The sequence below is a fragment of the Streptomyces sp. NPDC087859 genome, assembly GCF_044742595.1.
Taxonomy (GTDB): Bacteria; Actinomycetota; Actinomycetes; order Streptomycetales; family Streptomycetaceae; genus Streptomyces; species Streptomyces canus_F.
This window is the reverse complement of record NZ_JBIUUU010000010.1, coordinates 64,018-87,731: the sequence shown is the minus strand read 5'-3', so window position 1 is coordinate 87,731 and position 23,714 is coordinate 64,018. Positions and strand designations below refer to the sequence as shown.

The 23,714-nt window shown below is 71.2% G+C and carries 24 protein-coding genes; 6 read left to right on the top strand and 18 right to left on the bottom strand.

From position 1 onward, the window contains the following. Positions 1-4: 4 nt before the first annotated feature. From ACIOHP_RS25005 to ACIOHP_RS24940, 14 genes are all read right to left on the bottom strand, one after another. Positions 5-646 carry a 1-hydroxy-2-methyl-2-butenyl 4-diphosphate reductase gene (locus ACIOHP_RS25005; protein WP_401890988.1) on the bottom strand — a complete coding sequence of 214 codons (642 nt, stop codon included), beginning with the start codon at positions 644-646 and terminating at the stop codon, positions 5-7. A 1-nt stretch (position 647) separates the two neighbouring features. After that, positions 648-2,639: a squalene--hopene cyclase gene (gene shc, locus ACIOHP_RS25000; protein WP_401890985.1), complete on the bottom strand. Its 1,992-nt coding sequence runs from the start codon at positions 2,637-2,639 to the stop codon at positions 648-650. 117 nt (positions 2,640-2,756) lie between these two features. Then, positions 2,757-3,884: a polyprenyl synthetase family protein gene (locus ACIOHP_RS24995; protein WP_327720750.1), complete on the bottom strand. Its 1,128-nt coding sequence runs from the start codon at positions 3,882-3,884 to the stop codon at positions 2,757-2,759. After that, the gene (gene hpnE, locus ACIOHP_RS24990) at positions 3,884-5,278 is read right to left on the bottom strand and encodes a hydroxysqualene dehydroxylase HpnE (protein WP_401890982.1); all 1,395 of its coding nucleotides are present in this window, start codon (positions 5,276-5,278) and stop codon (positions 3,884-3,886) included. Before hpnE ends, ACIOHP_RS24995 begins: the two co-directional genes overlap by 1 nt. Further along, positions 5,275-5,415, bottom strand: coding sequence for a DUF6380 family protein (locus ACIOHP_RS24985; protein ID WP_361543223.1), 141 nt, complete (start codon positions 5,413-5,415; stop codon positions 5,275-5,277). The genes hpnE and ACIOHP_RS24985 overlap by 4 nt, the downstream gene beginning before the upstream one ends. Then, the gene (gene hpnD / locus ACIOHP_RS24980; RefSeq protein WP_361491459.1) at positions 5,415-6,365 is read right to left on the bottom strand and encodes a presqualene diphosphate synthase HpnD; all 951 of its coding nucleotides are present in this window, start codon (positions 6,363-6,365) and stop codon (positions 5,415-5,417) included. Before hpnD ends, ACIOHP_RS24985 begins: the two co-directional genes overlap by 1 nt. Beyond that, positions 6,362-7,264 (bottom strand): squalene synthase HpnC, encoded by a 903-nt coding sequence (gene hpnC, locus ACIOHP_RS24975; protein ID WP_361543228.1) that lies wholly within the window; start codon positions 7,262-7,264, stop codon positions 6,362-6,364. The genes hpnD and hpnC overlap by 4 nt, the downstream gene beginning before the upstream one ends. Positions 7,265-7,648: 384 nt before the next feature. After that, on the bottom strand, positions 7,649-8,425 hold the full coding sequence (locus ACIOHP_RS24970; protein ID WP_046256351.1) for an ABC transporter ATP-binding protein: 777 nt from the start codon (positions 8,423-8,425) through the stop codon (positions 7,649-7,651). Beyond that, complete coding sequence (locus ACIOHP_RS24965) at positions 8,418-9,356, bottom strand: ABC transporter permease (protein ID WP_401890977.1); 939 nt, start codon at positions 9,354-9,356, stop codon at positions 8,418-8,420. The genes ACIOHP_RS24970 and ACIOHP_RS24965 overlap by 8 nt, the downstream gene beginning before the upstream one ends. Before the next feature lie 100 nt (positions 9,357-9,456). After that, the gene (locus tag ACIOHP_RS24960; protein WP_401891487.1) at positions 9,457-10,329 is read right to left on the bottom strand and encodes a glycosyltransferase family 2 protein; all 873 of its coding nucleotides are present in this window, start codon (positions 10,327-10,329) and stop codon (positions 9,457-9,459) included. 5 nt (positions 10,330-10,334) lie between these two features. Continuing rightward, positions 10,335-11,114, bottom strand: coding sequence for a CDP-alcohol phosphatidyltransferase family protein (locus tag ACIOHP_RS24955; RefSeq protein ID WP_307023568.1), 780 nt, complete (start codon positions 11,112-11,114; stop codon positions 10,335-10,337). After that, the gene (locus tag ACIOHP_RS24950; protein WP_401890974.1) at positions 11,092-12,153 is read right to left on the bottom strand and encodes an iron-containing alcohol dehydrogenase family protein; all 1,062 of its coding nucleotides are present in this window, start codon (positions 12,151-12,153) and stop codon (positions 11,092-11,094) included. The genes ACIOHP_RS24955 and ACIOHP_RS24950 overlap by 23 nt, the downstream gene beginning before the upstream one ends. Further along, the gene (locus ACIOHP_RS24945) at positions 12,141-12,893 is read right to left on the bottom strand and encodes a sugar phosphate nucleotidyltransferase (protein ID WP_401890972.1); all 753 of its coding nucleotides are present in this window, start codon (positions 12,891-12,893) and stop codon (positions 12,141-12,143) included. Before ACIOHP_RS24945 ends, ACIOHP_RS24950 begins: the two co-directional genes overlap by 13 nt. Further along, positions 12,890-14,683, bottom strand: a complete 1,794-nt coding sequence (locus tag ACIOHP_RS24940; protein WP_401890970.1) for a DUF5941 domain-containing protein — start codon at positions 14,681-14,683, stop codon at positions 12,890-12,892. The genes ACIOHP_RS24945 and ACIOHP_RS24940 overlap by 4 nt, the downstream gene beginning before the upstream one ends. 284 nt (positions 14,684-14,967) lie before the next feature. Between ACIOHP_RS24940 and galE the strand changes: the two genes are divergently transcribed. The 3 genes from galE (at position 14,968) to idi (ending at position 17,815) form a co-directional block, all read left to right on the top strand. Further along, the gene (gene galE, locus ACIOHP_RS24935; RefSeq protein ID WP_401890967.1) at positions 14,968-15,933 is read left to right on the top strand and encodes a UDP-glucose 4-epimerase GalE; all 966 of its coding nucleotides are present in this window, start codon (positions 14,968-14,970) and stop codon (positions 15,931-15,933) included. Positions 15,934-16,081: 148 nt separating this feature from the next. Further along, complete coding sequence (locus tag ACIOHP_RS24930) at positions 16,082-17,023, top strand: cation diffusion facilitator family transporter (protein ID WP_401890964.1); 942 nt, start codon at positions 16,082-16,084, stop codon at positions 17,021-17,023. A 198-nt stretch (positions 17,024-17,221) separates the two neighbouring features. Then, on the top strand, positions 17,222-17,815 hold the full coding sequence (idi, locus tag ACIOHP_RS24925; RefSeq protein ID WP_401890961.1) for an isopentenyl-diphosphate Delta-isomerase: 594 nt from the start codon (positions 17,222-17,224) through the stop codon (positions 17,813-17,815). A 10-nt stretch (positions 17,816-17,825) separates the two neighbouring features. Here the strand turns inward: idi and ACIOHP_RS24920 are convergent, their stop codons facing one another. Both ACIOHP_RS24920 and ACIOHP_RS24915 read right to left on the bottom strand, forming a co-directional pair. Further along, positions 17,826-18,335: an ATP-binding protein gene (locus tag ACIOHP_RS24920; RefSeq protein ID WP_401891486.1), complete on the bottom strand. Its 510-nt coding sequence runs from the start codon at positions 18,333-18,335 to the stop codon at positions 17,826-17,828. Between the two features lie 174 nt (positions 18,336-18,509). Further along, positions 18,510-19,133, bottom strand: a complete 624-nt coding sequence (locus tag ACIOHP_RS24915) for an HdeD family acid-resistance protein (protein ID WP_361543253.1) — start codon at positions 19,131-19,133, stop codon at positions 18,510-18,512. Between the two features lie 68 nt (positions 19,134-19,201). Here ACIOHP_RS24915 and ACIOHP_RS24910 point away from each other — a divergent pair, with 68 nt between their 5' ends. Further along, positions 19,202-19,951, top strand: a complete 750-nt coding sequence (locus ACIOHP_RS24910; protein WP_401890959.1) for an enoyl-CoA hydratase/isomerase family protein — start codon at positions 19,202-19,204, stop codon at positions 19,949-19,951. On the opposite strand, the gene ACIOHP_RS24905 is transcribed toward ACIOHP_RS24910, so the two are convergent. Beyond that, positions 19,938-20,573, bottom strand: coding sequence for a DJ-1/PfpI family protein (locus tag ACIOHP_RS24905; RefSeq protein WP_401890957.1), 636 nt, complete (start codon positions 20,571-20,573; stop codon positions 19,938-19,940). The two genes, ACIOHP_RS24910 and ACIOHP_RS24905, sit on opposite strands and share 14 nt — an antisense overlap. Positions 20,574-20,905: 332 nt before the next feature. Then, entirely contained in the window at positions 20,906-21,865 is a 960-nt protein-coding gene (locus ACIOHP_RS24900) for a GlxA family transcriptional regulator (RefSeq protein WP_401890954.1), read from the bottom strand. A 114-nt stretch (positions 21,866-21,979) separates the two neighbouring features. Here ACIOHP_RS24900 and ACIOHP_RS24895 point away from each other — a divergent pair, with 114 nt between their 5' ends. Next, complete coding sequence (locus ACIOHP_RS24895; protein ID WP_401890951.1) at positions 21,980-22,849, top strand: hypothetical protein; 870 nt, start codon at positions 21,980-21,982, stop codon at positions 22,847-22,849. 662 nt (positions 22,850-23,511) lie between these two features. Then, positions 23,512-23,643: an LPFR motif small protein gene (locus ACIOHP_RS24890; protein WP_310432816.1), complete on the top strand. Its 132-nt coding sequence runs from the start codon at positions 23,512-23,514 to the stop codon at positions 23,641-23,643. Positions 23,644-23,714 lie beyond the last annotated feature (71 nt).

Genomic DNA, 23,714 nt, shown 5'->3' with positions numbered 1-23,714 from the left:
TGGCTCACCTCCTGGGGAGCAGCAAGGAACGGTGCCATTCATAGAAAGCGGGAAGGACGGAACGAAGGACGCGGAAAGCTGATATTCCACCGCGCACCGTGCCGATCCGGACGAGTTCATGTTCTGGAGCGTCCACGACCACCCGGACGGCCGCAACGGGGCGTACCCCCGACCGCACGGCGCTGTGGAGTGTGGCCGCGGACTCCATGTCGACCGCGATCGCGCCGGTCGCCAGCAGATCGGACCGCTCGTGACCGCGTACGACGTGATCGGAGCCGGTGAGCGGTCCGGTGTGGACGGTGCGTCCGGGGACCGCCCGCAGGAGCTCCTTGACGAGTAGGTCGGTCCCGACGCAGGGAACGGTTCCGTCCGGATCCCGGGTCTCCTCGGCGACGACGAGATCGCCGGGGTGCATACCGGGGGCGAGCCCCGCACAGAAGCCGGTGGCCAGTACCGCGGCGTCGGCGAGCGCGGAATCGGTGAGGGCGCGGGTGACGGCCCGCTCTGCCGCCCTGGGGCCCATGCCGGTGCGGAGCACGGTGACCGGCCCGTCGGCGCCGGCGCGATCGCCGCTGCGCAGGGCGAGGTGCTCGATGCCGAGCGCGCAGGCGATCAGCAGCGGGGCGGAGGCCGGCCGGGTGCTCATCTCACACCTCCCCCGCCTGGGCGAACGGCTCCCCGTGGACGTACCGGCCGAGTGCCGTGAGCGGGAAGACCTGCCGGTAGAGGTGGTAGTTGATGGAGAAGTCCCACGGGAAGCCGGTGCCGGTGAAGTAGGGCTCGTCCCAGGAGCCGTCCTCCCGCTGGGTGGCCGCGAGCCACGCGACGCCCCGCTCGACCGCCTTGGAGTCCTTCTCGCCGGCGGCCAGCAGGGCCATCAGCGCCCAGGCCGTCTGCGAGGCGGTCGAGGCGCCACGGCCGCTCCACACCTTCGCCTCCTTGTAGGAGCGCAGATCCTCGCCCCAGCCGCCGTCGTCGTTCTGGACGGACTCCAGCCAGCCCACGGCCCGCCGGATCGCCGGGTGCGCGGCGGGCAGGCCGGCGGCGGTGAGCGCGGGCACCACGGACCCGGTGCCGTAGATGTAGTTGACGCCCCAGCGCCCGAACCACGAGCCGTCCTGCTCCTGTTCGGCGAGCAGCCACTCGATGCCGCGGCGGGTGCGCGGGTCGTGCGCGAGTCCCTCGACGGCCAGCATCTCCACCACATGGGCGGTGACGTCGGCGGACGGCGGGTCGATGACCTCACCGAAGTCGCAGAACGGCAGCCGGTTGGGGAACGGGCTGGTGTTGTCGACGTCGAAGGCGCCCCAGGCACCGTTCTTCGACTGCATGCCGAGGTTCCAGCGCACCCCGCGCCCGATCGCGTTCTCCACCCGGTCCGGGTCGTGGTGCCTGACGCGACGCAGGGCGAGGACGACCTCCGCGGTGTCGTCGATGTCGGGGTAGTTGTCGTTGTGGAACTCGAACGCCCAGCCACCCGGGGGAAGTTGGGGCCGCTTGACGGCCCAGTCCCCCGGCCGGACGATCTCCTCGCCGAGCATCCAGTCCGCGGCCTTGACGAGCTGCGGATGGTCGGCGGGCACTCCGGCGTCGGCGAGCGCGATGGTGGCGAGACAGGTGTCCCACACCGGCGACTGACAGGCCTCGATCATCCGGGACCCGTCCTCGCGCCAGATGGCGAAACGGTCCAGCGACTCCAGCCCCGCCCGCATGACGGGGTGTTCGAGGTCGTAGCCGACCAGATGGAGGGCGATGACCGAGTACACGGCCGGCGGCTGGATACCGCCCCAGCAGCCGTCGTTCTCCTGCCGCTCGATGATCCAGCGGGCGGCGGTGCTCATGGCCGCCTTGCGCAGCCGACGTGGCACCACCTTGCGCACCTGGTGCAGCGCCTTGTCCAGACGCTGGAAGGCACCGTCCCAACTCGCCGCCGGAGCAAGGGGCTTGGCCGGGTTGGGGTCGGCCGGGTCGGTGTGCAGTTCGTCGAGCGGGAAGGGGGCGGGCCGTACCGGCCGCTTCGCCGAGACGATCGTCAGCGGGACGATGGTCTGCCGGGCCCAGCAGCCGAAGTCGTAGATGTTGAGCGGCACCCACTTGGGGAAGTAGATGAGCTCGGGCGGCAGTTCGGGCAGGTCCTCCCACTTCCACCAGCCGAACAGGGCGAGCCAGATCCGGGTGAAGACGCGGGCGGAGGCGATACCGCCCCGGGCACGGATCCACTCCGACGCCCTCGCCATGTGCGGCTCGTCCGGTGCGTCACCGGCCAGCCGGAGGGCGACGTACGCCTCGATGGTGGTGGAGAGTTCGCCGGGTCCGCCGTAGAAGGAGGCCCAGGTGCCGTCCTCACGCTGCTCGCCACGGATGAACTGGCCGGCCGCCCGGGTGGTGGACTCGTCGCGGATACCCAGGAACTGACGGAGCAGCAGATCCTCGGCGTCCATGGTGACGTTGGTCTCCAGGTCGCCCTTCCACCAGCCCTGCGAGTCCTGCCGTGCGAGCAGGTACTCCGTGGCGCGTTGCACGGCGCGTACGGCGGCTTCTTGTACCCCGGCCGCCGCGGGGATCTCGATGTCGGTTTCGCTGGCCGCGGCAGTCCGGGGCGGCAAGGCCTCGGTGCTTCCGTCGGTCGTCGCTGTCATGGCTTCCCCTTCGTGCAGTGTGCATGTGGTGCTCTGCTGTGGGTCCGCCGTCGGCCGGTGCTCGGTTTCCCGCGACACCGGCCGGCGACTACGCGAGGGCTATTCGACCGATAGTGATCATCTCTTTCGTACGACGACGAAGTCGGCGAGCGCGGTGAACCGGTCCCGCACCCGGTCGGGCATGTCGATGGCGTCGAGCGCCTCGACGGCGATGGTGTGCTGACGGCGGGCCTCGCCGGCCGTCCAGTCCCGGCCGCCCGCCTCCTCGATGAGGGCGGCGCGGGCCGCGAACTCCTCCTCGGAGAAGTTCTCGAAGTCGCTGCTCTTGGCGTCCGCGGCGAGGATCTCGCCGAGCCGGTCGGAGGCGGAGCCGCCCGCCGCGAGCGCGGCCACGACCGGCAGGGACTTCTTGCGCTGACGCAGGTCGCTCCAGGTCTGCTTGCCGGTGGAGACCGGGTCGCCCCAGATGCCGAGCAGGTCGTCGACGGCCTGGAAGGCGAGGCCGAGGTGGTAGCCGTACCTCTCCAGGGTGTCGGCGGTGCGGTCGTCCGCGCCGCCGAGCACCGCGCCGATGGAGCTGGCGCAGGCCAGCAGGGCGCCGGTCTTGTTGCCCTCCATCTCCAGGCACTCCTCGACGCTGACGCGGTCGCGGTGCTCGTAGGAGATGTCCTGGGCCTGTCCGTCGATGAGGGCGCGGGTGGCGGAGGTGAGGCGCCGGGTGGCGCGGCCCGCCGCGACGGTGCCGAGTTCGAGGAGCACCTCGTTGGCCAGCGCGAACAGGGCGTCGCCGACGAGGATGGCCTGGGCCGGGCCGTGCACCTTCCAGACGGTGTCGCGATGGCGGCGCTGCTCGTCGCCGTCCATCAGGTCGTCGTGCAGCAGCGAGAAGTTGTGGACCAGTTCCACGGCGACGGCGCCGGGGATGCCGACCTCGGGTGCGGCACCGGTGACCTCGGCGGACAGCACCGCGAGTGCGGGGCGCACGGCCTTGCCGCCGTCGCCGGCGGTCGGGTTGCCCTCGGCGTCGATCCAGCCGAAGTGGTAGGCGGAAACGGTGTCCATGGGAGCGGCCAGGCGGTCGATCGCCGCCCTCAGCACCGGAGTGGCCAGGGTTCGGCCACGCTCCAGCAGCGCGGTCACGTCCACCGCCTCGGCAGCCGTCGAGGCCGGGGGCACAGTGGGCACAGTCTCTCCTCTTGTTGCGGTACCGGGGGTGCGGGGGCCTGCCGCGTGCTGATCGAGCATCAGGCCGCCTCCTCGATGTCGAAGAGGCGGCTGGGGCGGGGCCGGCCCAGGGCGCTCAGCGCGGCGTCCGCCGCACTCACACCACTGCGGACCGCACTCTCCATGGTCGCGGGCCACCCTGTGGCGGTCCACGCACCGGCCAGGTACAGGCCGGGGGCTCTGGTGCGGGCGCCGGGCCGCAGCCGTCCGACGCCGGGGGCGGGATCGAACGTCGCCGTCCGCTCCCTGGTCACGAAGAAGTCCCTCACCTCGGCACCGCGCGCGCCGGGCAGCAGCCGCTCCAGCTCCGGCAGATAGCGCTCGCGCAGGACGGCGACCGGCTCGTCGATCTCGTCCTGCGCGGCCGACTGGGACAGGGCCAGGTACTGCCCCTCCCTGAGCCCGGAGGCGTCGGTGCGGTCGAACACCCACTGCACCGGAGTGCCGAGGGCGGTGAAGAAGGGACGGTTCAGCACCTTGCGGTCGTACACGACGTGCACGTTGAGGATCGGCGCGGTGCCGATCGCGAGCAGCTGTTCGGGGGCGTCCAGGGCGCCGTCCGGCAGCAGGTCGTACGTCTCGCGCTGGGGTACGGCGAGGACGACCGCGTCCGCGCGCAGCGTCTCGCCGGGAACCTGAACGCTCCAAGTCCCGTTCTCGTCAGTAGAGATGGAGGTGACGCGTGTACGGACCTCGGTACGCACGCCCGCGGAGTCGAGCGCCTTGCGGGCCAGCCGGTCATGCAGTTCACCCAGCGGGACGCGCGCCCATCCGATGTCGGCCGCGCCCGGGTCGGACAGCAGACCGGTCTTGAACACCATCGCGGCGAGCCCCAGCGAGGCGTCGCCCGCGACCGCGTTGAGGGTGGCGACCCCGACCAGGTCCCACAGGGCCTCGACGGCACGCGCCGACTGACCGTGCGCGGTCAGCCAGCTGCCGAAGCTCTGTGCGTCCAGGTTCGGATCGGCGAGGTCGAGCCCCTTGAGCGCGAGCGCGGCCCGGCCCACCTTGGCCCGTTCGGCGAGCGAGAGATGCGGATACGTGGCGAGGCTGCGCCCCAGATGCAGGGGCACCGGCAGCGCGTCGCGCCGCAGCCTGCCGAGCCGCCGTCCCTCGGGCTTGTCGACGTCGACCACGGGCACGTCGAGACGGTCCTGCAGCGGCGCCAGCGCGGTGCCCTCGATCCGGTCGAGGAACCAGCGGTAGGCGGTGCAGCAGCGCAGATAGACGTGCTGTCCGTTGTCGACGGTCAGCTCGCCGCGCTGGAAGGAGAAGGCGAGCCCGCCCAGGCGCGGCCGGCCTTCGAGCAGCGTGACGCGGACACCCGCGTCGGCGAGGGCGAGCGCCGTGGTGATGCCGGCGAGTCCGCCGCCGATCACGACCGCGTCCCGCCCCGACTGATTGCCGTCGGTCATCGTGCGCCCTCCCCTGCCCGGCCGCCGTGGTACTTGAACGGTGCACAGCCGACCGTTGCAGTCAGGGACGCGCTCCCTGAGCGGAGGGTTGCGTGCCACTTTTCCCCAGCGGCATCACCTTGGACCGAATTGTCCATCAGGCGCGCCTCCTGACGGTCCGCCGCGTCACATGCCGGGCGTCGAGGCCGGAGAGGCCGCGCACCGCGACGTACGCCTTCTCGCGTCCGGGCAGCGAGACCCGGCCGCGCAGCACCGCCTGGGGATCGCGCTCGATACGGTCGAGGAGGCGGCGGTAGATGCCGGCCATGGCGGCGACACAGGCACCGCTGCGCCGGTCGAGCATGGGGAGCAGCCGGTAGCCCTCGGCGAAAAGGGCGCGGGCCCGGCGCACCTCGAAGTGCACGAGACCCGCGAAGTCGGAGCCCTCCGGTGGCGTCGGCCCGCTGAACCCGGCCGAGCAGCCGAACTTCGCGAGGTCGTCGGCCGGCAGGTAGGTGCGCCCGCCCTCGGCGTCCTCGCGGACGTCCCGCAGGATGTTGGTGAGCTGGAGCGCGAGACCGAGCGTGTCGGCATACTCCGGCGCGCGCTCGACGCCGCGCGCCCCCTGTTCCGTGCCGAAGACACCGAGCGAGAGCCGCCCGATGGCGCCGGCGACACAGCGGCAGTAGACCTTCAGGTCGTCCCAGGTCTCGTAGGTCTCGCCGCGTACGTCCATCAGGACGCCGTCGATGAGTTCGTCCAGGCCCGTCAACGGGATCGGGAAGGTCTCGGCGGCATGGGCGAGGGCGACCGCGACCGGGTCGGTGTCGTCCTCGTCGACCGCGCCCTCGCGGACCCGGGCCAGCATCGCCCGGGTGTCCTCGAGTCTGACGGCCTTCACATCGTGGTCCAGCGCGCCGTCGCCGATGTCGTCGACGCGGCGCGAGAACGCGTAGAGCGCGGACATCGCGCGGCGCTTGGGCATCGGCAGGAGCCTGATGCCGTAAGCGAAGTTACGGGCCTGCTGTCCGGTGACGGCCTCGCAATAGCTGTAGGCGGCGAGTACCGGTGCGGACACGCGTGGTTCGGCCTCCACGGTCCGGATCACCCCTCTCCTCGCAGAGTCACGCCCACCTCGCGCAGCAACTGGAGCTTGCCGGGCTTGGGCGGGCCGGGAAGTACGTCGTATTCGGCGGCGGCAATCGCATGGATCGCCGCCCTTCCCCCCGCCACGAACCCCGCGAGCAGCAGCTTCAGCCTGCCGTGGACGCTACCCACCAGGGGGGCGCCTTCATTCAGGAGACCGCGGGCGCGTTGTGCTTCGTACGCGACCAGTGCGCGCACCGATGCGCCTGCGGTCTTCGTGGCGAGATCCGCCTCCTGGACATGGAACTGTTTCATGTCCTCGGCGGGCAGGTAGATGCGGTCGCGGCCGAGGTCCTCGGCGACGTCCTGGAGGTGTTCGACGATCTGCAGGGCCGTGCAGATCGCGTCCGACAGCCGGATCCGCTCGGGGGTCGAGGTGCCGGTGACGCCGAGGACCAGGCGGCCCACGGGGTTGGCCGACAGCTCGCAGTAGGCGAGCAGGTCGTCGTAGGTCTCGTACCGCTTGACCAGCTGGTCCTGGCGGTTGGCGGCGATCAGGCCGAGGAAGGGCTCGGGGGTGAGCGAGCAGCGGCGGACCGTAGGCCGCAGACGGCGCAGCAGGGGGTGGCGGGGCTCTCCGGAGAAGACCCGTTCGAGGTCGGCCTCGAAGGCGTCCAGCAGGCGCAGCCGGTCCTCGGCGTCCTCGGCCGGCACGCCGAGCAGACGGGCGTCGGCGCCGCCGGGGGCGAGGTCGCCGTCGCCGATGTCGTCGACAAGGCGCGCGAACCCGTACACCGCCATGAGATCGGTGCGCCAGGCCCGGGGCAGGAAGAAGGGAGCCACGGGGAAGTTCTCACCCGCGGCCTTGTCCAGCGTGCCGCGCTCCGGATCGGGAGCGCCCACCGTGTCGGTTCCCGTCACCGCGGACCGCCCGGAGCGGGGACGGCACACGCGTTGAGCTGGGGAGTTTCCGTAGCCATAGCCGTCACATCTCCCGTTCTACACCGCCGACCCAATACGCACTATTTCGGACACGCCGCCCAGCCTTCCGCGCAGCCGCTCCAATTGAAGGTGTCGGGCATTATCGCCCCACTTGCCGCGATTCGGGACCGGTACAGCTTACGTTGTACAACTCAACGTGGTGAGTCGGGGTGTCCTGGACATCACAACAACACACCGATTGGCTTCAAGATTCCTACGCCGTACCGAAGTTGACGTTTCCTTTGCAGACGCGGGGCCCCGCCGGAGCAGTTCCGGCGGGGCCCTGCGAAGCGTCGTGGCCCGGTACGTCCAGGCCCGGGTGGACTACTTGCCCGTGAATTTCTCGTACTCCTTGAGGACCTCTTCGGTCGGGCCGTCCATGCGCAGCTCCCCGCGCTCCAGCCACAGGACCCGGTCGCAGGTGTCACGGATCGACTTGTTGTTGTGGCTGACCAGGAACACCGTGCCGGCTTCCTTGCGCAGTTCGCGGATGCGCGCCTCGGAGCGCTTCTGGAACTTGCGGTCGCCGGTCGCCAGGGCCTCGTCGATCATCAGGACGTCGTGGTCCTTGGCCGCGGCGATGGAGAAACGCAGACGGGCCGCCATGCCGGAGGAATAGGTGCGCATCGGGAGGGTGATGAAGTCGCCCTTCTCGTTGATGCCGGAGAAGTCGACGATCTCCTGGTAGCGCTCCTTGATCTGCTCCCGGGACATGCCCATGGCGAGCCCGCCCAATATGACGTTCCGCTCGCCCGTGAGGTCGTTCATCAGGGCCGCGTTGACGCCGAGCAGCGAGGGCTGGCCGTCGGTGTAGACCTTGCCGCTCTCGGCGGGCAGCAGGCCGGCGATGGCGCGCAGCAGCGTCGACTTGCCGGAGCCGTTCGAGCCGATCAGGCCGATGGCCTCACCGCGGTAGGAGACGAAGGAGACACCGCGCACGGCGTGCACCTTGCGGACGCCGCGCTCCTCGCCGCGCTTGACGATGCGGCTCAGCGCGGCGGTGGCGCTGCCCTTGCCGGACTTGGCGCCGTTGACGCGGTAGACGATGTGGAGGTCGTCCGCGATGACGGTGGGGCGGGGGTCCCGCTGCTGCTCAGCCACGGCCGTACCTCTCCTCGGCCTTCCAGAAGTACACGAAGCCGAACGCACCGGCGAGCAGCGCCCAGCCGAGGGCGAAGAGCCACACGTGCGGGGGCAGGTACTCCGAGCCGTATCCGTCGATCATCGCGAAGCGGACCAGGTCCATGTAGATCGCGGCGGGGTTCCACTGCAGGACCTCGGTGACCCAGCCCGGCATGTCCTTGTCGGCGAGCATCGCCGGGATGCTGAACATGACGCCCGAGGCGTACATCCAGGTCCGCAGCACGAACGGCATCAGCTGGGCCAGGTCGGGGGTCTTGCTGCCCATGCGGGCGAAGGTCAGCGCGAGGCCGGTGTTGAAGACGAAGTGCAGGACCAGCGCGGGCAGCACCAGCAGCCAGGACAGGCTGGGGTAGCTGCCGAACGCCACCATGACCACGACCAGCACGATCATCGAGTACAGCAGCTGCTGGAGCTGCTGGAGCGCGAACGAGATCGGCAGCGAGGCGCGCGGGAAGTGCAGGGCGCGGACCAGGCCGAGGTTGCCGGAGATGGCGCGCACGCCGGCGAGGACCGAGCTCTGCGTGAAGGTGAAGACGAAGACGCCCGTGACCAGGAACGGCACGTAGATGTCGTGCGGGATGCCCTTCCGGGCGCCCAGCAGCAGACCGAAGATGAAGAAGTACACGAGCGCGTTCAGCAGCGGCGTGGCCACCTGCCACAGCTGGCCGAGCTTGGCCTGGCTGTACTGGGCGGTCAGCTTCGCCCGCGAGAACGCGAGGATGAAGTGACGGCGGTCCCAGAGCTGGCGGACGTATTCGACGAGCGAGGGGCGGGCGCCGCTCACGGACAGCCCGTACTTGTCGGCGAGCTGTGCCGCCGTGAGGCCCTCGTCGGGCGACGGAGGCGCGGTCACCGCGACTCCGCCGTCATGCGTTGTCTCACTACTCACCAGGGGAAACTTTCGTCTTCGAGATGCGCAGCCTGTGCGGGCTGGGGGCAGGAACCGGGGTCCTGGGCCGGGCCCGGTGGTGCTCTCAGTTTCGAGCTTGTCAGATGACCGGGGGCCGGCCCAGTCGGGTCAGCCGCCACACCGTACGCCACTTCATCGGCCTGCGGGGGCCGCAGGCGGTGCTCCACCCCTCCCGGAACCCGCCGAACCACGCCTTCAGCGCGGGCCGCGAGGGGCGGCGCAGCAGGGTGAGCAGCATCCAGACCCCGAGGTAGACCGGGACCAGGAGGGCGGGGAGGTTGCGGCGGGCGAGCCAGACGCGGTTGCGGGCGACCATGCGGTGGTAGACCGCGTGCCGCGAGGGCGCGGTCGTGGGGTGGTACAGCACCATGTCGGACCGGTAGTCGATCATCCAGCCCGCGTCGAGAGCCCGCCATGCCAGGTCGGTTTCCTCGTGGGCGTAGAAGAATGCGTCCGGGAGACCGCCGACTTCGGCGAAGACCTTCGTCCGTACGGCGTTGGCGCCGCCGAGGAAGGTGGTGACCCGGGAGGAGCGCATCGGGTCGGCGGCGCGCAGCCGGGGGACGTGGCGGCGCTGGGTCTCGCCGGTGTCCGGGTCGGCGATGCGGAAGCTGATGATGCCGAGCTCGGGGTCGGCCTCGAAGGCCTGGCGGCACAGCTCGGCGGTGTCGTGGTTCGCGAGCAGGCCGTCGTCGTCGAGGAAGAGCAGTATGTCGACGTCGCGGCCGCTGGGGCCGAAGGCCTCGATGCCGACATTGCGGCCGCCGGGGATGCCGAGGTTCTCGGGCAGCTCGACGGTGCGCACGCCCTCGGGGACCTCGGGGACGGGCGAGCCGTTGCCGACGACGGCCACCTCGACGCGGTCGCCGTCCTGCTTGGCGACCGAGTCGAGCAGGGCCCGCAGTTCGTCGGGGCGGTTGCCCATGGTGATGATGACCGCGCCGACCTTCATGCCGCTCACTTCAGCCTGCTGGAGGCGAGGATGGACACGAGGTGCAGCAGGGTCTGGAGCAGCGCGATGCCCGCGAGGACCGCGACGCCGAGCCGGGTCCAGAAGAGGTCGCCGCGCATCTGGTCGACGATCGCCAGGACCAGGATCAGCAGGGACGCCTCGATACCGAGGATCAGCCGGTGGAACTTCAGCAGGGCGGCGGCCTTGCGGGCCAGGGCCATGCCGGAGGAGCGCATCTCCGACGCCGACTCCTGGACCGGCGGCTTGCCGGCCTGGTGCCGGGCGACACCGACGAGGTCGGTCTCCGCCTTGATCAGGATGGCGCCGAGCGCGGCCAGGGTGCCGAGGAACGCCCACAGCCAGTCGATGCGTCCGCTGCCCCACAGGTCGGCGGCGCGCAGACCGAAGCCCACCAGCACGGCGGCGTCGGTCAGGTAGGCGCCGACCCGGTCCAGGTAGACGCCGTTGAGGGAGTACTGCTTCTTCCAGCGGGCGATCTCGCCGTCGACGCAGTCCAGCAGCAGATACATCTGCACGCAGACCACACCGAGCACGGCCCCCGGGATCCCCGGCACGAGAAGTGCCGGGGCCGCGAGGACACCGAAGACGGTCATCAGGTACGTGAGCTGGTTGGGCGTGACCCTGGTGTTGACCAGGTAGCGGTCGATCCGCAGGGACACCTCGCGCATGTAGAGGCGCCCCATCCAGTGCTCACCGCTGCGCCGGTCCTTGACCCCTGCGGGGTGCACGACCGGACGGAGTTCAGCTACCGATGGTCTTGACATAGTCGACGTAGAGATCCTTGATCTGGTCGGGCTTGAGGTCGAGGTGTTCGAGGATCGTGTACCGGCCGGGCCGGGTCTCCGGAGCGAACTCCACGGCGCGGACGAACTCGTCCACGGTGAAGCCGATCTCCTCCGGCAGCACCGGCAGTCCGTGCCGGCGCAGCACGGAGGCCATGTGCGCCGACTCCTCGTGGGCACCGCGCAGGAACATCGCGAAGGTGGCGCCCAGTCCGCACTGTTCGCCGTGGGCGGCGGCGCGCTTGGGGAACAGCAGGTCGAAGGCGTGGTTGATCTCGTGGCAGGCACCCGAGGAGGGGCGGGAGTCACCCGAGACCGACATGGCGATACCGCTGAGCACGAGCGCCTCGGCGAGCACCTGGAGGAAGTCCGTGTCCCCTATGCCGCCGGGGTGCCGGAGAACCGCCTCGCCGGCCTGGCGGGCGATCGCGGCGGCCAGGCCGTCGATCTTCTCGCCCTTGACGCGGTTGGCCAGCTCCCAGTCCGCGATCGCGGAGACGTTGGAGACGGCGTCGCCGATGCCCGCGCGCACGAAGCGGGCCGGGGCCTCGTGGATGACGTCGAGGTCGATGACGACCGCGATCGGGTTCGGCACACCGTACGAACCGCGGCCCGCGTCGTTGTCGAGGGTCGCGACCGGGGAGCACAGGCCGTCGTGCGCGAGGTTCGTCGGTACGGCGACCAGCGGCAGGCCGACGCGCGCCGCGGCGAACTTGGCGCAGTCGATGATCTTGCCGCCGCCGAGACCCACGACCGCGTCGTAGTGGCCGGCCTTTATGTCACTGGCCAGCTGTACGGCGTCGTCGAGGGTGCCGCCGCCGACCTCGTACCAGGTGGCGCCGGGCAGCGAGGGTTCGAGCCGCTGCCGCAGCCTGGCGCCGGAGCCACCGCTGACGGCGATGGCGAGCCTGCCGGAGTGCGAGATGCGCTCGTCGGCGAGGACGCCCACCAGGTCGTCGAGGGCACCCGCGCGGATGTCGACGACGACCGGAGCGGGGATGAGTCGGGTCAGTAGAGGCACGCGATCTCCCGTCCGCGGGCGAGATCGTCGTGATTGTCGATCTCGACCCACTTGACGTCGCCGATCGGCGCCACGTCGATCCGGAAACCGCGGTTCACGAGCTCCTGGTAGCCGTGCTCGTAGAACTGCTGCGGGTCCGTCTCCCAGACCGTCTTCAGCGCGTCGGCCAGTTCGGCGGCGGCGTCGCCCTCGATCAGGGTGACACCGATGTACTCACCGGTGGCCTCGGCCGGGTCCATCAGCTTGGTGATCTTCCGGACGCCCTTGCCGGGCTCCACGACGACCTTCATCTCCTCGTCCGCGAGCGACTTCACGTCGTCCAGGGCGAGGATGATCCTCTTGCCCTCGCCACGGGCGGCGAGCAGCGTCTTCTCGACGGAGACCGGGTGCACGGTGTCGCCGTTGGCGAGGATCACGCCGTCCTTGAGGGCGTCACGGCCGCACCACAGGGAGTAGGCGTTGTTCCACTCCTCGGCCTTGTCGTTGTCGATGAGGGTGAGCTTGAGGCCGTACTTCTGCTCCAGGGCCGCCTTGCGCTCGTACACGGCTTCCTTGCGGTAGCCGACGATGATCGCGACCTCGGTCAGCCCGATCTCGGCGAAGTTGCCGAGAGTGAGGTCGAGAACCGTGGGTTCGCCCTCTATGCCCGCGGGACCCACCGGCACCAGAGCCTTGGGAAGGCTGTCGGTGTAGGGGCGCAGACGCCGTCCGGCGCCGGCCGCCAGCACGAGGCCGATCATGCGGGTTCTCCTTCATCGTGTACGGCGGGCGCCCCGGAGGACACCCAGAAGCGGATGCTCTCGACGAGCACCAGCAGGGCGACGGCCACGGCGAGAGCCGTGAGCGCGACCGTGAACTGCGAGGCGGTGAGCGCGGCGGCCAGGACGGTGACGAGCAGTGTCCGCCCTTCGTGCCCCCCGATGGCGCGCACCAACCAGGCCGGGGACGCGCCGGCGTTGCCGCGGATGCGGTACACCGTGTCGTAGTGATGGTAGGCGACCGCGGCCACCAGCCCGAAAGCCGCGGGAAGGGCTCCGTTCACATCGGCCTTGGCCGCCAGGACCAGGACGGTGCAGTACTCGGCCGCCCTGAAGAACGGGGGGATCAACCAGTCGAGGGCGCCCTTGAGGGGACGCTCGATGGCTTCCGCGGACGCCATGATGTAGGCGCCGGCCATCAGTACGACCCACCAGCTCGGTCCCCACACCCAGGCCCCGAGCGTCACCATGAGAGCGCCGGCGGCGGCGCTGAGGGGGGCCGTGGGACGGGGCGAGCCCGGCAGGAAGCGCGCTATCCCCTCGGCCAGCGGCCCGCTGTCGGCGAGGTCCGCCAGGGCCTGTGCCGCGCGGTCCGTCCGCTTGGCCTTGCGGGTCAGCGAGCGCAGCACCCGGCCCGCCGTGGTGTACGTGGCCGCGAAGGCACAGCCGATGAGCAGGGCGTAGAAGGTGATCCGGGGGGTCGTGGCCGCCGTCAGGATCGCGATCATCGCCCAGCGCTCGCCGATCGGCAGCACGATCATCCGGCGGATCCACACCGTCCAGCCGACGCTGTCGAGCTTGTCGGAGAGCGCGGCGGTGGGGCTGGTGTTGGCGGTGGCGTCGTGGTTCGCCTCGTTGAAGGAGAAGTCGACGACGTGCCGGCAGGTCTGCAGGATCATCGCGCCGAGCGCCAGTGCCCATACGTCGTCGCCGCCGCGGGCGGCTCCGAGGGCGAGGCCGGCGTAGTAGGCGTACTCCTTGGCCCGGTCGAAGGTGGCGTCGAGCCAGGCGCCGAGCGTCGAGTACTGGAGGGAGTAGCGGGCGATCTGGCCGTCGACGCAGTCCAGGACGAAGGACGCGATCAGCAGGACGCCGGCGGCGACGAAGCCGGCCCGGGTGCCGGTGGCCGCGCTGCCCGCCGCGATCAGTGCGGTGAGCAGGGAGGCGGTGGTGACCTGGTTCGGGGTCAGGCCCCGGCGGGCGCACCAGCGGGCGATGTAGCGGGAGTACGGGCTGATGAAGTGGGTGGTGAAGAACCCGTCGCGGGACTTCACGGCCGACTTCAGGCGTACGGCTTCGTCGTCGACGTCCGCGACGGCCTGCCGTGCCTCGTTGCGGGCCTGCGGGTCGGCGGGCACGGCGGCGACCAGGCTGCCGAGTTCGGGGTGGTGGACACCGGCGTTCTCGGCGTCCAGCGCGGTGACGATGCGGTCGGCGAGGCTGTCGACGGCGACCGTCGTCCCGCCGCCGGCGCTGCTCTCCCGGGCCATCGCACGGGTCAGGGCCTGCCGCCCGGCCGGCTGGGCGGTGACGGCGCCGGAGATCGCGGCGAGCGGGAAGCGCGGGTCGGTGAGGCCGAGGCGCAGGGCGTGCGGGTGGCCCACGAAGCGGGCGTCGACCACGGCGACCCGCTGGTCGCCCGGGACCTGGGCGAGGAGCGTCTCGGCGTCGGCGGCGTCCGAGGCGACCCGGACATCGAAGCCGAGCGACCGCAGATCGCCCTCGATCGACGATCCGGGGACCGGCTGACCGGTGAGGATGGCGGTCGACAACCGAACTCACTCCCTGGGTGCCGACGCGGGGCGCCGGTCATCTGCATGGTGGGGGCGCCCCTCGGCGTGGCTCGGCGCGCCCGGGCGGCATGTCGGCAGAGGCTATCGGATGCCGGGAAGCCCGCGTTCACCGCCCGTTCATGGGCCGATCAACGCCGTCTCCCCCGGCCTTTGCCGCGATCATCATGGGTGATCACGGGCCTCGCCCACAAACCGCGGGCCACCGGACCGGGCATCCCGGACATTGCGGGGCCCACCATCGCCTCGGCATAGGGTGGGCGACCATGACATGGCTGATCACAGGCGGAGCGGGATACATCGGGGCCCACGTGGCGCGGACCATGACGGACGCCGGGGAGCGGGTCCTCGCGCTGGACGATCTGTCCGCCGGGTTCCCGGCGCGGCTGCCGGCGAACGTGCCGCTGGTACGGGGTTCGTCGCTGGACGCCGGTCTGCTGAAGCGGGTGCTCGCCGAGCACGAGGTGACCGGGGTGGTGCACCTGGCCGCGCGCAAGCAGGTCGCCGAGTCCGTCGCCCAGCCGACGCGTTACTACCAGGAGAACGTCGGCGGACTGGCGACGCTCCTCGAAGCCGTCGCCGAGGCCGGGATCGAGCGCTTCCTCTTCTCCTCGTCCGCCGCCGTCTACGGCAACCCCGACGCGGAGCTGATCACGGAGGACACCCCGTGCGCCCCGGTGAACCCGTACGGCGAGACGAAGCTCACCGGTGAGTGGCTGGTGCGGGCGGCCGGGCGGGCGCACGGCATCTCGACCGTGTGCCTGCGCTACTTCAACGTGGCGGGCGCGGCCGTGCCGGAACTGGCGGACACCGGTGTCTTCAACATCGTGCCGATGGTCTTCGACCGGCTCACCCGCGACGAGGCCCCGCGGATCTTCGGCGACGACTATCCGACGCCGGACGGCACCTGCATCCGTGACTACATCCATGTCGCCGACCTGGCGGAGGCGCATCTGGCGGCCGCACAGGGGCTCGGGGACCGCGGCGGGGACCTGACCGTCAACATCGGCCGCGGCGAGGGCGTCTCCGTGCGCGAGATGGTCACCGTCATCGGCGAGGTCACCGGCGACCGGCGGCCCGCCGTCGTGGAACCCCGGCGCCCCGGCGACGCCCCGGTCTCGGTGGCCTCGGCCGCCCGGGCCGCCGCGGAACTCGGCTGGACGGCACGCCGCGGGGTGCACGAGATGATCGAGTCGGCGTGGCGGGGCTGGCAGCTGCACCACGCCAAGTGAGGCGGGAGCGTTCTGACCTGCGGGATCGTTTCCGCAGGTCAGGGCACACGACAACGGTGTTCAGTGCCGCGTTGCCCCATACCCCCCACCCGTAGTTCACTGTGGCTCCGGACAGGTGTTCCGGACCGACGCACAGGAGGCGGCTTCCATGGGGGCTGGGCACGATCACGGGCACGCGCACTCGCATGCGCCGGCCGGCGGTACGGCGACCGCGGCGTACCGTGGCAGGCTGCGGGTCGCGCTGTCGATCACGCTCACCGTCATGGTGGTCGAGATCGTCGGCGGCATCATGGCGGACTCGCTCGCCCTGGTCGCGGACGCGGCGCACATGGCGACGGACGCGCTGGGTCTCGGCATGGCCCTGATGGCGATCCACTTCGCGGGTCTGCCGCCGAGCGGGAAGCGCACCTTCGGTTACGCCCGCGCGGAGATCCTCGCCGCGCTCGCCAACTGTCTGCTGCTGCTCGGCGTCGGCGGATACGTCCTGTACGAGGCGATCCAGCGGTTCATCACGCCCGTCGGCACCGAGGGCGGGCTGACCATCGTGTTCGGCGCGATCGGCCTGGTCGCGAACATGATCTCGCTGTCGCTGCTGGTGCGCGGACAGGCGGAGAGCCTGAACGTGCGGGGCGCCTTCCTGGAGGTCGCGGCGGACGCGCTCGGCTCGCTCGCGGTGATCATCTCCGCGGTGGTGATCCTGACCACCGGCTGGCAGGCCGCCGACCCGGTCGCCTCCCTGCTCATCGGGCTGATGATCGTGCCGCGCACCTGGAAGCTGCTGCGGGAGACCCTAGACGTACTGCTGGAGGCGGCCCCGAAGAACGTCGACATGGACGACGTACGGGCCCACATACTGGCCCTCGACGGCGTCGAGGACGTCCACGACCTGCACGCCTGGACGATCACCTCCGGGATGCCGGTGCTGTCCGCGCACGTGGTGGTGCGTTCGGACGTGCTGAACGCGATCGGTCACGAGAAGATGCTCCACGAGCTCCAGGGCTGTCTCGGCGACCACTTCGACGTGGAGCACTGCACCTTCCAGTTGGAGCCGGTCGGGCACGCGGAGCACGAGGCGAAGCTCTGCCACTGAGACTCCCGCAAGCACGCTCGAACGTCCCGAAAGTACGTTTCAGCCGGAATGCAGCGATCCGGTGACCGGCTGCGTCCTCCACCCCACAGCACCACCCCGGACGGTTCCCCGTCCGCCGCGCCGGGCACGATCACCTGCCGGTAGTGCCGTATTTGTGCGGCACACTTGGTGCGCGAAAAACCGATGCGAAGGATGGGTATGCCGATCACACCTGCCACGGCGACACACAGTCCGTCGAGCGGCACAGCTGACGCGATTCTGCTGGAACTCGTCGACGAGGACGGCGTCACCATCGGCACCGCGGAGAAGCTCGCCGCCCATCAGGCGCCGGGGCAGCTGCACCGCGCGTTCTCCGTGTTCCTCTTCGACGAGCGGGGCCGGCTGCTGCTCCAGCAGCGCGCGCTGGGCAAGTACCACTCCCCCGGCGTGTGGTCCAACACCTGCTGCGGCCACCCCTATCCGGGCGAGGCGCCCTTCGCGGCGGCCGCCCGGCGGACCTACGAGGAGCTCGGCGCCTCCCCGTCGCTGCTCGCCGAGGCGGGCACGGTCCGCTACAACCACCCGGACCCGGCCTCGGGCCTGGTGGAGCAGGAGTACAACCACCTCTTCGTGGGCCTGCTGCAGTCGCCGCTGCGTCCGGATCCGGAGGAGATCGGCGAGACGGTCTTCGTGACGCCCGCCGAGCTGGCGGAGCGGCATGCCAAGGACACCTTCTCGTCCTGGTTCATGACGGTGCTGGACGCGGCCCGTCCCGCGGTCAGGGAGCTGACGGGCCCGTCCGCCGGCTGGTGACGCCCGCTTCCTAGGAGACCCGCGCGGGTACGAGCGGCAGGGCGGCCCAGATCACCTTGCCGCCGTTCGCCGTGTGCTCGACATCGCAGACGCCGCCCGCCTCGCGGGTGACCTCGCGCACCAGCAGCAGCCCGCGGCCGCCGGTCTGGCCGTGGTCGGCCTCCAGGGCGGTCGGGCGGTAGGGGTGGTTGTCCTCCACCGACACCCGCACCCACTCGGCGCCGACGGCGACCTCCACGGCGAGCATCGGCGACAGCAGGGCCGCGTGCCGTACCGCGTTGGTGACCAGTTCGGAGACGATCAGCAGGAGTCCCTGCACCAGGTCGTCCGAGACCGGTACGCCCTGGCGCAGCAGCAGATCCCGCACGGCGTGCCGCGCCTGCGGGACCGAGACGTCGACGGCGGGGGCGGTGAACCGCCAGACGCCCTCGTACGGCAGCGGCCCGGGCGGATCGGGGGCCGGTTCCTCGACCTCGTCGGCCGCTGGGCGTGGGCCGGACCCGCGCCCATGGTTCTCCATTGTCCGGTCGCCACCCTCGCGCTCGATTGTCACCACACGTCGAGTGTTGGCAGCGAGTCGCTCCGCGCCGGATGACTGAACAGAAGTCAGCAGATATCGAGCGTTTGTGATCGCTCTCGCATGACACGGTCGACTATGAGACTGCCCCTGTCCCGCTTTTGCCGTGTTCGTGAACTATTCGGGTTGTACGGGTTTGGCGACCGCCTCGTCCGTTTCGCGCCGCGCCCCGTCCTCGGCGGCGAGCCGCTCGGAGACCATGCCGACGATCCGCCGCCCGCCGAACCCCGTGGCGATCAGGCCGAGTCCGTCGAAGAGCAGCGCCAACGAGAAGAAGCAGCCGATGACGTACTTGCTGCTGCTCGGCCAGGAGGCCAGCACGAGGATGCCGAGGAGCAGGCCGAAGGCGCCCTGCACTAGCGTCCAGCCGAACTGCGTACCACGCACCACCAGACTGCCGACGAGCCGGAACACCCCGCCGGTCAGGAAGAGCAGCGCGGCGAACATGGTCAGCGCCTCGGCAGCCGCCTCGGGTCGGCGGATGACGACCACACCGGCCGCGATGTTCAGGGCCGCGACCACGACGCCGAGCCAGAAGAAGTTGGTGCCGCGCGCCTGGATCGCGTGCAGCAGGCCGACGACGCCGCCGATCAGCAGCAGCCAGCCGAACAGCAGCATCGAGGTGAGCGTGGCCACCCCGGTGTAGATGAGCCCGACGAGTCCGGCGAGCACCAGGATCACCCCGAGCGCGGCCAGCAGGCCGAAGTCCCGGCTCATCCTGGCGGTCTCGTCCTTGGCCATCGGCGTCTCCTCGCTCGGGCGGACCCCTCCCCGATCGTACGAGCGTCGGGGGCGGTTAGCATCCGGCCATGGAGCCCCAGCTGCTGTACAGCGTGACCGATTCGGTCGCCACCGTCGTCATCCACCATCCGGCCAAGCGCAACGCGATGACGGCCGCGATGTGGCGGGCGCTGCCGCCGCTGCTCGACACCCTCGCCGCCGACCCGGACGTACGGGCCCTGGTGCTCACCGGGGAGGGCGGGACGTTCTGCGCCGGGGCCGACATCTCCACGCTGCGGGGGTCGCCGGACGAGGCTCAGGGGCTCGCGATCGCGGCCGAGGAGGCACTCGCCGCCTTCCCGAAGCCGACGTTGGCGGCGATCCGCGGGCACTGTATGGGCGGCGGTTCACAGCTCGCGGCGGCCTGCGATCTGCGGTTCGCGCAGGAGGGATCGCTGTTCGGGGTGACCCCGGCCAAGCTGGGGATCGTGTATGCGGCCTCCTCCACCAGGCGGTTGGTGGCGCTGGTGGGTCCGGCCACCACCAAGTACCTGCTGTTCTCCGGCGAGTTGATCGACACCGAACGGGCGCTGCGCAGCGGGCTGGTCGACGAGGTGCTGCCGGAGGGCGAACTGGACAAGCGGGTGGCGGAGTTCACCCGGATCCTGGCGTCCCGTTCGCAGTTGACGCAGGCGGCGGCGAAGGAGTTCGCGAACGGGGTCGCGGACCGGGACGGTCACTGGGCCGAGCAGGCACGCGGCAACGGCGACACCGCGGAGGGCGTCGCCGCGTTCCTGGAGCGCCGGCAGCCGCGCTTCACCTGGACTACTTCAGGATGAACCGGCTCCGGGAACGGAACTCCTCGACGAGGTGCGCGGGGGCCTTCCGGGGCGAGCCGGCGTCGTAGGGCGGCTGCGGGTCGTACTCCGTCAACAGCTGGACGGCCTGGGCGTGTTCGTCGCCGGCGATCCGGCCCAGCAGGGTGAGCCCCATGTCGATGCCGGAGGAGACGCCGGCCGCGGTGACGTACTTGCCGTCGAGGACGACCCGCTCCTCCGTGGGCTCGGCCCCGAACTGCTTCAGATGGTCCAGGGCGAGCCAGTGGGAGGTCGCGCGGCGCCCGTCGAGGAGTCCGGCGGCGGCCAGCAGCAGCGATCCGGTGCACACGGACGTCGTCCAGGTACTGGTGGCGTCGGCGGCGCGCAGCCAGTCCAGGAGGGTCTCGTTCTCCATCTGCGGGGTCTGTCCGGGGCCACCGGGGACCACCACGATGTCCGGGCTCGGCACGTCGGCGAGCGTGCGGTCGGCGGTGATGGCGAGGTTGCCGGTGTCGGCGCGGACGGGACCCGTCCGCTCGGCGACGAAGAACAGCTCCGCGTCCGGGAGGCGGCCGAGGGTCTCGTAGGGCCCCACGGCGTCGAGGGCGGTGAAGCGGTCGAACAGGACGATGGCGATCTGCATCGGGATCCTTTCGATGGGCCGCCGGAAGAGGCGACCGGTGTCTTGGTGGGCGGACATCGGCGAGGAACCGACCGGCGCATCGGCGGACACGCGGCGGAGGGAACCGACCGGCACCTCAGCGGGCGGCTGCCGGAGGGGAACCGACCGGCATACAGCGAGCGGATGCCGGAGAGGAACCGACCGGCACCTCAGCGGACAGGTGGCGCAGGGAACCGACCGGCGCCCCAGCGGACAGGTGGCGCAGGGAACCGACCGGCACCTCAGCGGACAGGTGGCGGAGGGAACCGACCGGCGCCCCAGCGGGCGGATGTCGGAGAAGACGAACCGCGCCCTCAGTGGGCAGGTGCCGGGCGGAATCGGCGGCGGTACTCGGCCGGTGGTGTTCCCAGGGCTTTGACGAAGGCGCGGCGCATGGTCTCGGAGGTGCCGTAGCCGCTGGCTCGGGAGATCTCCTCGACGCCGTCGGCGGTGTCCTCCAGGAGACGGCGGGCGTGTTCGAGGCGGACCCGGTCGACGTAGCGGCCGGGGGTCATGCCCGTCTCCGCCTGGAAGGCGCGGGCGAAGTGGCGGGGCGAGAGGCGGGCGCGGGCGGCGAGCGACTCGACGTTCAGGTCGCCGCCCGGATGCTCGGTGATCCACTGCTGGACCTCCCGCAGGGGCTCCCGCCGCGCGGTCTGGGCGGCCAGCTGGGCGCTGAACTGGGCCTGGTTGCCCGGTCTGCGCAGGAAGACCACCAGATGGCGGGCGATGACCAGGGCGACCTCCCGGTCCAGGTCCTCCTCGACCAGCGCGAGGGCGAGGTCGATTCCGGAGGTGACCCCCGCGGAGGTGGCAACCGTTCCGTCCCGGACGTAGATCGGGTCGGGTTCGACGTCGATCGCCGGGTGGTCGCGGGCGAGCCTGTCGCAGTACGCCCAGTGGGTCGTCACGCGGCGGCCGTCGAGCAGGCCCGCCTCGGCGAGCAGGATCGCGCCGGTGCACACGGAGACGAGGCGCTCGGCGCGCGGTCCGTTCTCGCGCAGCCAGTCCGTCAGGCGCGGGTCGGGACGGCGGGTGCCCTGACCGCCCGGGACCAGGAGGGTGTGCGGGGCGGGCGCGTCCGCGAGAGCCAGGTCCGGTACGAGGGTCAGGCCGCTGGAGGTGCGCACGGGGGCGCCGTCCGGGGAGGCCGTACGGATGCGGTACGTGCCCGGGGTGTGTGTCTCGGCCCCGGCGAACACCTCCACGGGGCCGGTGACATCGAGGCTCTGCACGTCGTCGAAGAGGACGACGAGGACGGTTCGCTGCGTCATGCACTCGAGTCTGGGCGGGCGAGCGGACGGCCGCAATGACGAGTACCCCACCTTTCCTGCCACGTCCCCCGTCACCCCGGAGCGGCATACCAAGCGGTTGGTAACCTGCCGGGCATGACTACCGCCCTCATCGAGCTCCGGACCGTCCGCCGCTGCGCGAATGTGCTCAACTCCCTGCACGCCACCTCCTACTTCGCGCCCGAACTGGGCAAGGAACTGGCCGGGATCGGGATCACGCACCCCAGGGCCGCCAACTTCGCGGTGCGGGCCGCCGCCATGGGGCCGGTGGGCGCCGGGACGGTGACGGCGACGTTCTCCAACTACAAGCACGAGCTCGTGGCCCGGTATGTCCCCGCGGTGTGGGCCACGGCCTCGCCCGAGGCCGTCCTCGCGGCACGCGTGCGTGGCGTCGACGCGGCGCTGCGGCGGCTGCTCGGCACGCGGACGCTCGAGTCCCCGGAGATGGCGGAGGCCGCGGAGCTGGCGCTGCGCGCCACCGAGGCCTGTTCGCGCGGTGCTCGTCCGCTGTACGCGGCGCACGCGGACCTGCCGGTGCCCGAGGAACCGCACCTGGCGTACTTCCACGCCGCGACCCTGCTGCGCGAGCACCGGGGCGACGGTCACCTCGCCGCGCTGACGGCCGCGGAGCTGGGCGGCCTGGAGGCCATGGTGGCCCACACGGCGACCGGCAAGGGCATGAGCCCCAAGTGGGTGCTCACCACCCGCGGCTGGAGCCAGGACGAATGGGACGCGGCGGTCGGACGGCTCCGGAACCGCGGGCTCCTGGACGCGGCCGGTGAGCTGACCGAGCGGGGTGCGGCCCTGCGCGAGGAGATCGAGAACGAGACGGACCGACTGGACCGGGCCCCGTACGAACACCTCGGCACCGCGGGCGTGGCACGGCTGACGGAACTCGGAGCGGGCTTCGCGCGGGCGGCGCTGGCAGCGGGGGCGTATCCGGCGGACCTGATCGGCAAGGGGTGAGTGTCGGGGGGCGCGGCTGGGCGGTGTGCCTTGGCAGCGGGGCGTGGCGGGGGCGCGCCTGACGGTTGCGCGCATGCCGGGGCGCACTTGGCGGGCCGTGTGGGGGGCCTGGTCGCTGGGCCTTGTCGTGGCGGGCCGGAGGGGTGGGCCTTATCCGAGTGGGCCTGAGCACTGAGCCCTTGCCGGGACGGATCCGAGCATTGGGCCCTGGTCGGGGCGGGCCGGCGGGTCGGGCGCATGTCGGGGCGGGCCTGTTGACTGGGTGCATGTCCGGCGGGGCCAAGGGTCGAGCGCCTGTCGAGGCCTGTGGGATGGGCGCGGGCCGGGGCGAGTCCGCAGGCGTGGGCGCCTTGCGGGGGCGGGCCTGCCGACTGGGCGTGCGGGGCGAGACGCCCTGCTGTGAACGCCGGGGCATGTCGGCGGCGTCGTTGAGCATCGGGCAGGCCTGACGGCGGAGCCCTTGCGCGCCTGGTCCATGACGCGGCGGCGCCTTGTACGGAGCGCCGCCCTGAGACCGGCCCAGCGCGTGGAGACGGCACCCGCGCCCGGAGCTCAGGAGCATCCCCGCCCGGCGCACTGTGAACACCGGACGCATGCCGGGGAGGTCATGAGGTACTCGGGCTTCCCCGGTCGCGTGGCCGGGGTGACGAAAGGGGAAGTTCGTGTTCCGAGCGATCGCAGACGTACTCCGGCAGATCGGCGGCGCCGTCGCCACCGTCGTGACGCTGCCCTTCCGGGCGGTGGCCCGGCTGTTCGGCGGGGCCTCGAGTTCCACACGGAGTCGTCGGGCCTGATGCCCGCGCCCTGATCCCCGAGTGTCGGTGCCACCTGCCACAATTGCCGCGCAACCTCAGTGAGAAGGCGG

What these genes read in the sequence shown, in the direction of transcription:
- ACIOHP_RS24900 (WP_401890954.1), bottom strand. Translation starts at nt 21,865, where the DNA reads ATGACGCAGCGAACCGTCCTCGTCGTCCTCTTCGACGACGTGCAGAGC.
- ACIOHP_RS24905 (WP_401890957.1), bottom strand. Translation starts at nt 20,573, where the DNA reads ATGCAGATCGCCATCGTCCTGTTCGACCGCTTCACCGCCCTCGACGCC.
- ACIOHP_RS24920 (WP_401891486.1), bottom strand. Translation starts at nt 18,335, where the DNA reads ATGGAGAACCATGGGCGCGGGTCCGGCCCACGCCCAGCGGCCGACGAG.
- ACIOHP_RS25005 (WP_401890988.1), bottom strand. Translation starts at nt 646, where the DNA reads ATGAGCACCCGGCCGGCCTCCGCCCCGCTGCTGATCGCCTGCGCGCTC.
- shc (WP_401890985.1), bottom strand. Translation starts at nt 2,639, where the DNA reads ATGACAGCGACGACCGACGGAAGCACCGAGGCCTTGCCGCCCCGGACT.
- idi (WP_401890961.1), top strand. Translation starts at nt 17,222, where the DNA reads ATGCCGATCACACCTGCCACGGCGACACACAGTCCGTCGAGCGGCACA.
- ACIOHP_RS24955 (WP_307023568.1), bottom strand. Translation starts at nt 11,114, where the DNA reads ATGTCAAGACCATCGGTAGCTGAACTCCGTCCGGTCGTGCACCCCGCA.
- ACIOHP_RS24945 (WP_401890972.1), bottom strand. Translation starts at nt 12,893, where the DNA reads ATGATCGGCCTCGTGCTGGCGGCCGGCGCCGGACGGCGTCTGCGCCCC.
- ACIOHP_RS24985 (WP_361543223.1), bottom strand. Translation starts at nt 5,415, where the DNA reads ATGGACAATTCGGTCCAAGGTGATGCCGCTGGGGAAAAGTGGCACGCA.
- galE (WP_401890967.1), top strand. Translation starts at nt 14,968, where the DNA reads ATGACATGGCTGATCACAGGCGGAGCGGGATACATCGGGGCCCACGTG.
- ACIOHP_RS24915 (WP_361543253.1), bottom strand. Translation starts at nt 19,133, where the DNA reads ATGGCCAAGGACGAGACCGCCAGGATGAGCCGGGACTTCGGCCTGCTG.
- ACIOHP_RS24960 (WP_401891487.1), bottom strand. Translation starts at nt 10,329, where the DNA reads ATGAAGGTCGGCGCGGTCATCATCACCATGGGCAACCGCCCCGACGAA.
- ACIOHP_RS24930 (WP_401890964.1), top strand. Translation starts at nt 16,082, where the DNA reads ATGGGGGCTGGGCACGATCACGGGCACGCGCACTCGCATGCGCCGGCC.
- ACIOHP_RS24910 (WP_401890959.1), top strand. Translation starts at nt 19,202, where the DNA reads ATGGAGCCCCAGCTGCTGTACAGCGTGACCGATTCGGTCGCCACCGTC.
- ACIOHP_RS24995 (WP_327720750.1), bottom strand. Translation starts at nt 3,884, where the DNA reads ATGCTCGATCAGCACGCGGCAGGCCCCCGCACCCCCGGTACCGCAACA.
- ACIOHP_RS24895 (WP_401890951.1), top strand. Translation starts at nt 21,980, where the DNA reads ATGACTACCGCCCTCATCGAGCTCCGGACCGTCCGCCGCTGCGCGAAT.
- hpnE (WP_401890982.1), bottom strand. Translation starts at nt 5,278, where the DNA reads ATGACCGACGGCAATCAGTCGGGGCGGGACGCGGTCGTGATCGGCGGC.